The organism is Aliifodinibius sp. S!AR15-10, assembly GCF_031569985.1.
In the GTDB taxonomy this organism is placed as follows: Bacteria; Bacteroidota; Rhodothermia; order Balneolales; family Balneolaceae; genus JAMQKA01.
On the sequence record NZ_JAMQKA010000097.1, the window covers coordinates 1 to 4,457 of the forward strand.

Annotated in this window: 4 protein-coding genes; 2 read left to right on the forward strand and 2 right to left on the reverse strand. The window is 43.4% G+C overall.

Translation table 11 applies throughout. The annotated features are described in order from the left end of the window. The first annotated feature begins 556 nt into the window (after positions 1–556). Both prmA and NC796_RS26390 read left to right on the forward strand, forming a co-directional pair. Positions 557–1,396, forward strand: coding sequence for a 50S ribosomal protein L11 methyltransferase (gene prmA, locus NC796_RS26385; protein WP_310688870.1), 840 nt, complete (start codon positions 557–559; stop codon positions 1,394–1,396). Positions 1,397–1,402: 6 nt separating this feature from the next. Then, on the forward strand, positions 1,403–2,323 hold the full coding sequence (locus NC796_RS26390) for a Ppx/GppA phosphatase family protein (RefSeq protein ID WP_310688871.1): 921 nt from the start codon (positions 1,403–1,405) through the stop codon (positions 2,321–2,323). Between the two features lie 274 nt (positions 2,324–2,597). On the opposite strand, the gene NC796_RS26395 is transcribed toward NC796_RS26390, so the two are convergent. Beyond that, positions 2,598–3,410, reverse strand: a complete 813-nt coding sequence (locus NC796_RS26395; protein ID WP_310688873.1) for an alpha/beta hydrolase — start codon at positions 3,408–3,410, stop codon at positions 2,598–2,600. A 163-nt stretch (positions 3,411–3,573) separates the two neighbouring features. Then, on the reverse strand, positions 3,574–4,161 hold the full coding sequence (locus tag NC796_RS26400; RefSeq protein ID WP_310688874.1) for a hypothetical protein: 588 nt from the start codon (positions 4,159–4,161) through the stop codon (positions 3,574–3,576). Positions 4,162–4,457: the final 296 nt, after the last annotated feature.

The window sequence follows — 4,457 nt, forward strand, 5'->3', positions numbered from 1 at the left end:
CCCGGCAGCAGCTGGTCGATCAACTCATGAGCTACATCAAAGACTATAACCAGAAGAACGCAAAACCATTCAACTGGACCTATGGAAAAGAGTACCTCACGAATTAAGTGGTAATGACACTAGTGATGGCTTCCTTACCCATTCGGCTAGCTGTATTAACGTCAGTTAGACATAAAACCTGTCATTGCGAATTCAGCGGCCTTCGGGATCCCGAAAACTTTTGGGAGGCAATCTCTCGATGGGTGAACAAAAAAACGGACGGGGAGATCGCCGCGTCGACCTCATCGTTAAGCCCAAAAGGTAACAAAGCCTCCTCGCGATGACCGTTATTATTTTGAGTTAGTCTTATCTCGAACTCAGGTTGTATTACCAATAGTAAGATAATTCCGATGATTATTGCGAATTCGTTTGTCGGCCGTTATACTCCTAACTCTTTTTCTACTCACCCCAAGACTTCCTTTGGCTACCCTCATTCCAGGGCAAAAGAGTGGTATAAATATTTTAGATATTTGAATAAGTTGATTAAACGATCTTCGTAAACTTTAAACTTCCGAAAGTGAAATACATAAAGCTTGTACTGTCTGTCACCAATGATTACCAAGAAGCACTGATTGCAGAACTCCTGGAATTGGAGTTTGATGCCTTTGAACAGCAAGATGGCAAGCTTATTACGTATATAAGCAGAGAGCGTTTTAGCGATGTGAGTCGAGAACGAATTGAACAGGTGCTGGCTGCATACCCGGGAGAGGGACATATACAGTCTGAGGAGGTCGTCGCTGACCAAAACTGGAACCAAGAGTGGGAACGAACGATCAAAGCGCAGCGGATCGGGCAGTTTTTTGTGAAACCGACGTGGGATAACAGCACTGCTCCCTCGAATAGCATATTACTGGAGATAGACCCCAAGATGGCTTTTGGTACCGGGTATCATGAAACCACCCGACTGATGCTTCAGCTGTTGCCTCATGTAGTTAAATCCGGCGATTTGGTTATGGATGCGGGCACCGGTACGGGGGTATTATCAATAGCGGCTATCAAGCTGGGGGCCGAGCGGGCAGTGGCATTTGATATCGATGACTGGAGCATTCGGAACGCACAAGAAAATGTGCTCATTAATCAAGTAGACAGGAAAGTTGAAGTAGCAAAGGGTTCAATTGAGATCGTCCCGGATGAGACTGAATTTGATGTTATATTGGCAAATATCAACCGGAACACCATCATTGATATGCTGCCGTCGCTTGTGCAACATTTGAAGAGTGATGGCATGCTGGTGCTGTCCGGCCTTTTGATATCCGACAAAGATACGATCCTGGAGCAGGAGGCACTAAAGAAGCTCACACTCATACAATCAATCCGGGAAAACGACTGGATTGCACTCCAATTTAAAATCACCTAACTAATTGTGTTTGCAGCTATAGATATTGGCACGAATACGGTTCTACTGCTTATTGCAAAATATGAGGGTCAAAAGATTGAGGTTATTCATGAGGAGCAGCGGATACCCCGGCTTGGAAAGGGGGTAGACCGCGACCGAAACCTGTCGACCGAAGCCATGGATCGTGTTGTGGAGGCGCTGAGAGACTACCGGCGCATCATTGATCACTACTACCCCCAGGTTGAGTCTACCATTGTGGCTGCTACCAGTGCGGTCCGCGATTCATCCAACAAAAAGGAGTTCGTAAACAGGATTGAACAGCAAACCGGATTCGATGTTCGCATTTTAACTGGACAAGAGGAGGCACAGTGGACCTACCTCGGCGCCCGAAGTATGCTAACTGATGGGATAGCCAGGCAGGTCGTGACGCTCGATATCGGTGGCGGAAGTTCTGAAGTTTCCCTGGGGCGCGAGATGGAATTGCTCGATTTTCATTCTTTTGACATCGGTTCGGTACGTTTTACTGAGCGGTTTATCCATTCTGATCCCCCAACACCAAGTGAGATTGAACACTGCCGCGAAGCCATTGCCAAAGCCTTTGATGAACGCCCTTTTTCATGGAAAGGCGACACTGATGCCGTTGGAGTAGCCGGTACGGTTACATCCCTGGCATACATGGAGGAAGGGCTGACCGCTTACGACCCGGAGCTCCTGGCAGGGGTGAAGTTAAGCAGGGGACAGGTGAGCAAATGGGTCCACAACATTGGAGAGATGACTACGAGTGAGCTTCTCCAGCAGTACCCCGAGGTGATGGAGGGCAGGGCGGATGTGTTTCTTCCTGGAATAATGATCCTGGAGGAGTTTCTTAAGAAATATGGATTCAACGAATGTATCGTCTCAACCGGCGGGATCCGCCACGGGGCTGTCGTCAGCAGGAATGCTATGTAACCTGAGTTCGATTTAAGAATCACTCAAAATAGTAACTGTATATTCGAAAAAAACACAATTTCGGATGATGGCTCCCCTCAAAGTCCAGAAAATCCCTGCAACAAATTTATTTAGAAGCGAACGGAGCAGAAAAGCAATAGGCTCTAATAAGCCCGAAACAAGAATATCTGGGATTTTTTGGTGGACAGTTCTTTAGTCCGACTTTCAGCGGATTTTGGTCATACAAAAAATGAACATGCCTTAGTGCGTTAGAAAACACGGGCAATACAGCCGTTCAATCTGATAAGAACTCTTTAGAAACCCTGGTAAATTCTGCTTTGTTATCGCCGAAGTGAGCCCGATGCGGTGTGTGGGGTAACACCCAGAGAGATGATTGCGGAAGATTGTTTTTTGCACTTAAGATGCAATCCCAGTCAAGACCATCTTCCTGGTCTCCATAAACAAGAAGTGTGGGAACCTGAATGCTTTTTAATTCTTCTTCGCTGACTAAAATATTGTAATTTATTAACTGCTCTAAAATAGATTTTATCTGTTCTTCGCTGGTCTGCTGTTTACGCATCCATGGCAAATTGTCTATGTTTTTGTAGGATAAATATTCTAGCCAGTCAGGAAAATCCCGGGCATTCCAAGAGCCACATGATCCTATAATGACCATCGATTTAATAAGTCCGGGACGTAGAAGGGCAAGTTGGAATAAAACATCTCCTCCAAAACTGAATCCTATTCCACTAATATTTTCAAGTTTTAAATAGTCGATTAGTTTATTCAGATCTTCTGCAGCAGACCTGATGGACAGCTTTTCAGTAAATGGACTTGATTTCCCGTGGCCTCTTAGGTCGACCAGGTAAACTTCAAAATCTTTTTCATAATCAGCCACATACGGAAGCCATGATTTTGAAGACATCGTGTATCCATGCAGAAAGAATAATGGCTCTCCCTGTCCATAAACCTCATAGTAAATATCAGTTCCGTTTACTGTAACTGTTTCAGCTTTTACCGGAGTTTGAGATAAACCTTCCATACTGATCAAAAGTATTATAGAAAAGACTATGAGGGCTCTCAATGTCACGTTTATTTTGAAAGACATAAACGAATTTTACAAAAGATAGGAATATAATCCGAAACCTATCGCTTATATTTTGGGGAGTAGGTGAATAACGACTTTAGCATAAGCTGCAGATAATTATAAAACGAAAGATTAACCAATAAATGCGAAGCGGGCAAGAACAGGCGCGGCCTTAAAAATCGTCCTATTTGTTTTCTTCTTGTTTTTTTGTTGCCAAATATTTTTCATTGACCATATTTGTTGCTTTCGTAATGGTTTCAATAAACCAATTATGAGCCCGAAATAGTTTATCACCCTCTTCTTGACTAAATTCTAATTCCTTTGCCTTTTTGGGATGGGTCATCCTATTTCTGATTTTGATTGAGTCCTTAAAATCATTCCACCTTTGATCTTCCCCAAGATTCCATTCAAAATTTACGTCATGTACTTTTGTAAACACATTTATTGCAAATCTAAGGGTCTTGTCAGTGCTATTAAACGAAGGGTGAGTAATTACTTTACCATTACTCTTTAAACTATAGCTTTCCTCGTTAATTATTGCGAGTTCTCCAATAGTAAGTTTTTCCAAGTTATTATTTTGATTCCAAAGTAGGGCATGAGTTTTTAGCTTATTAGAAATGCCTTCCACATGTGCAAAAAAACTCCTAATGAACATTCTATACCAATACTGCTCACCTGTTTTTCCAGCCTGTATTAAACATTTTCTTTCGTCAGCCTCTAAAATATCCTTAACTCCTTTGAAATCTATTAGCTCTTTTTGAAAGGCATCCATACTAAGAGAAATGTTTTAATTGGTGTTAACCCCGCTAACGGCCTCGCACATAAGCTGCCTGCAGGCAACGTTAATTTAAAACAAAATGTACTGCAGAAATTCGCTAACTAAAAATTGGCAGGGAAGGGGAAGGGAGAGACACTTCCGCTTAATGCGCGTGGAGGGTATATACCCGGCGTCGGGCGGTTTTAAAGACCACGGGCCACGGTCGGTACCCATGTTGATTGCGACGCATCGGGGTTTGAAGCTCAATCCCAGCACTGTAAAACAGATCAATCTGTTGTTTGCCGGACAGA

What these genes read in the sequence shown, in the direction of transcription:
- NC796_RS26395 (WP_310688873.1), bottom strand. Translation starts at nt 3,410, where the DNA reads ATGTCTTTCAAAATAAACGTGACATTGAGAGCCCTCATAGTCTTTTCT.
- NC796_RS26400 (WP_310688874.1), bottom strand. Translation starts at nt 4,161, where the DNA reads ATGGATGCCTTTCAAAAAGAGCTAATAGATTTCAAAGGAGTTAAGGAT.